General features: G+C 73.1%; 3 protein-coding genes. All 3 read right to left on the bottom strand.

Annotated elements, in window-relative coordinates; genetic code table 11:
* Positions 1-126 precede the first annotated feature (126 nt).
* On the bottom strand, positions 127-1,137 hold the full coding sequence (locus tag H5J26_RS29465; RefSeq protein ID WP_181769016.1) for a phytoene/squalene synthase family protein: 1,011 nt from the start codon (positions 1,135-1,137) through the stop codon (positions 127-129).
* Complete coding sequence (gene crtI, locus H5J26_RS29460) at positions 1,134-2,684, bottom strand: phytoene desaturase family protein (RefSeq protein ID WP_181769015.1); 1,551 nt, start codon at positions 2,682-2,684, stop codon at positions 1,134-1,136. The genes H5J26_RS29465 and crtI overlap by 4 nt, the downstream gene beginning before the upstream one ends.
* Positions 2,685-2,742: 58 nt before the next feature.
* A partial coding sequence (locus H5J26_RS29455; protein ID WP_181769014.1) for a polyprenyl synthetase family protein occupies positions 2,743-3,482 on the bottom strand: 740 nt, incomplete at its 5' end.

The raw sequence follows: 3,482 nt of genomic DNA, 5'->3' as shown, positions 1-3,482 counted from the left end.
CGGGTCGGGCCGCGCGCCAAGTGGGCTCCTGCTGCTCCCACTTGAGGCCGGGCAGCATGGTCATCACGCGAGACCGTGCGAGCGCCGTCGCCCGGCGGCCTGCGGAGTCCGTGACGCGTGCGGACGTCATGTGGGAACCCTGAGCCGGGGTTCCGGCCCGTGCGTCGCCGGAGTGGACGGCATCGTGGCCGGCCCGGGCCGCAGCACGTGGCGGGCACGGTGGACACCGATCCCGGCCAGCCCCCTCAGGGCCACGGCCGCTCTCCTGCGGCGGGGTACGGCCGTCCGCCGGTGGATGATCGCGAAGTCGGCCGCCTCGATCTCGTCGAGGATGGCGCGGTAGAGGGTGAACGCGGTCTGCACGCAGGGCCGGGAGACGGGATGCAGCATGGGGATGCCGTCGGCCGCGTGCCGGTAGATGCCGCGCGTGGTGGCGCTCAGGTCGCGCAGGGCGGTGCGGACGCGGCGGTCGGTACGGCCTGTGCGGCGGCACCAGTTCAGCAGCTCGCGGTCGACTCCCAGGGCGGCGAGCCGGTCCTGCGGGAGGTAGATCCGGCCGCGGTCCAGGTCCTCCCCCACGTCCCGCAGGAAGTTGGTCAGCTGGAAGGCGAGGCCGAGCGATGCGGCGTGCGGTGCGGCCTGCGCCCGCGGGACGACGGTGCCGAGCACGGGGAGCACCTGGAGACCGATGACGGCGGCCGACCCGTGCATGTAGCCGCGCAGATCCTCGAAGGTCGGGTAGTCGGTGACGTGCAGGTCCATACGCATGGAGCGCATGAAGTCGGTGAAGTGACGGGTCGCGATGCGGTAGCGGGTGGCGGTGTCGGCGAGTGCCGCGATCACGGGATGCGTGCTGACCCTGCTGTGCAGCGCGTCGCGCAGCGCGGCGTCGAGATCGTCGAGCCGTTCCCCGGGCTGCTGCGGCGCCGACGCCGGGTCGGTGCCGTCGACGATGTCGTCGGCCCATCGGGCGAATCCGTACAGGGCGTGGACGGCGGGACGCTGGGACGGCGTCAGCAGCCGCGTGGCGAGGAAGTAGGTCTTCCCGTTACGGGCGTTGAGCTGCCGGCAGCGCGCATAGGCCGTGCGCAGCAGCGGGTCGTGGATGCCCGCGGCGTCCAGCTCCCGGGCGGTCATGCCGGGCTCCCGGCGAGCGGGGCGGTCGTGGTCCGGCGGGTGCCTGCGCGGTGCGTCGAGGTGTGGACGGGGAGTCCGGTGATGCGGGCGGCGGCGAGCCTGCCGGAGATGACAGCGGTGGGCACGCCCACGCCCGGCGTCGTGCCGCAGCCCGCCAGGACGACGTTGGGCCAGCCGCGTGGGAGGTTCCGGGGCCGGAAGGGCCCTGTCTGCCCGAGGGTGTGAGCTGCGGAGAACGGAGTTCCCGCCGCGTGCCGTTGCGCCGCCCAGTCCGCGGGGGTGACCAGCCGCTCCACTTCGGGCTCCGCCCCGAAGCCGTCCAGCCCGCGGCGCTGGAGTTCCGAGACGAGGCTGTCCCGGTAGCGGGGGGCGATGCTGCGCCAGTCGTGCGGCCCGGTGGCCAGGTTGGGGCAGGGCGCCAGGACGTAGTGCAGGTGACGGCCGGGGGGTGCGAGGGACGGATCGGTCACGGTGGGCGTGGTGATCAGCAGAGACGGGTCGCTCATCACGTCGCCGGTCTGCGTGAGCTCACGGAAGGTGCGCTGCCAGGACCGGCCGAAGGAGAGGTTGTGATGGGCCAGTTGGGGCCAGCTGCGCTCACCGCCGATGTGCAGGACCACCGCCGAGGGCGCGTACTTCAACGGCAGCAGGCGCCTCGGTCCTCCGCCCAGCAGCCGGTGAGCCACGGGCAGGTCGCAGCTGAGCACGACGGCGTCGCACGCGATGCGGGCGCCTTCCGCTGTGCGCACCGCGACAGCTCGTCCGGCGGGTGAACGCTCGAGTGTCGTGACGGTGCTGCCGTAGGCGAACGTGGCCCCGGCCTGCAGGGCCGCCTCGGCCATCGCGCGGGGCACCGCGTGCATGCCGCCCTTGGGGAAGTGCACCCCGGCGACGGTGTCCATGTAGGCGATGACGGCGTACGCGGCCAGGGCCCGGGTGGGCGGCACCCCTGCGTACAGGGACTGGAAGGTGAAGACGCGGCGCAGCCGTTCGTCGCGGACGAACCGGGAGATCTGCCTCGCCCACGTGGAGAGACCGCCCATGGCGGCCAGCCTGGCGAGGTCCGGGGTGAGCAGGTCGAGGGGGGAGTCGAAGTTGGCTTCGATGAAGCTGCGCATCTGCACGCGGTGGATGCGCTCCAGCCAGGCGCGCAGCCGGACGTAGCCGGCGGCGTCGCGCGGCCCGGCGAAGCGGCGGATCTCCGCTTCCATCGCGTGCGGATCCGTGTGGACGTCGAGGCTCGAGCCGTCGGCGAAGGCCGCGCGGTACGCGGGGTCCAGCGGGATCAGCTCGACGTGGTCTTCGAGCCGTTCGCCGACCGCTGCCATGGCCTCGTCCACGAGGTGCGGCAGTGTGAGCACCGTCGGGCCGGTGTCGAGGTGGTAGCCGGCGAACTCCTCCCGTCCCGCCCGTCCGCCTGGTGAGTCCCCCCGTTCGACCACGGTGACGCGTCGTCCGGCGCCCAGCAGGTGGAGTGCGGCAGACAGCCCCGAGAGTCCGGCACCGACGACCACTACGTGGTCGGTGGGTCCGCTCAGCCTCCTCATCGTGCCTTCCTCTCCGGGGCGTCGGGCCCCTGCGGGTGGACGGTCGGCGGCCTCGCCGTCAGCCGCGGGTGAAGCAGAGGCCGTGTACGAGTTCGGCGAGCCGCTGTCCCGCGGGCGGCTCGAGCTGCGCCTTGTCCAGGTCGCCGAGCGCGGATGCGGTGAGCTGGTCGATGCGCTCCTCGACGGCGGCGACGGCCCCGAGGTCGGTGAGCAGGTGCCTGACCCGTTCGAGGTCCGCGGGAAGGAGGGCCTCGTTGCCCAGGGCGGCTCGCAGCTGCTGCTCCTCGCGGTGCATGCTGTGTGCGCGGGCGCGCTGGAGGGCGATGGCCACCAGGTATGTGGAGGCTCCGTCCTTGATGTCGTCGCCCGCGGGCTTTCCGGTGTGCTCGGGTCCGCCGAAGACACCGAGAAGATCGTCCCGCAGCTGGAAGGCCACGCCCGCGCTGCGCCCGGCACGGCGCAGGGCGGCGATGAGCTCCGGGGCTGCGCCCGCCATCGCCGCGCCCAGATGAAGGGGGCGCTCGACGGTGTACAGGCCGCTCTTGAGGTACGCCACCCGCAGCGACTCCTCGGGGGAGTCCACGCCTGTGCCCTGTCCGTAGAGGTCGAGGTACTGTCCGGCGATCGTCTCGGTTCGCATGGACTGCCAGGGCTCGCCCACGGCCCTCCGGGCCTTGGTGTCGAGTCCCGCCGACTCCACGAGGTCGTCGGCCCACACCAGCGCAAGATCACCCGCCAGGATGGCCGCGGATGCGCCGAACGCGTCGGCGTTGCCGCGCAGTCCGGCGGCCCGGTGCC

Origin of the sequence: Streptomyces albidus (ex Kaewkla and Franco 2022), from assembly GCF_013870515.1 — a bacterium.
GTDB classification, from domain to species: Bacteria; Actinomycetota; Actinomycetes; order Streptomycetales; family Streptomycetaceae; genus Streptomyces; species Streptomyces albidus.
Note: the sequence above shows the minus strand (reverse complement) of the source record. Positions and strands in the feature narration are given on the sequence as shown.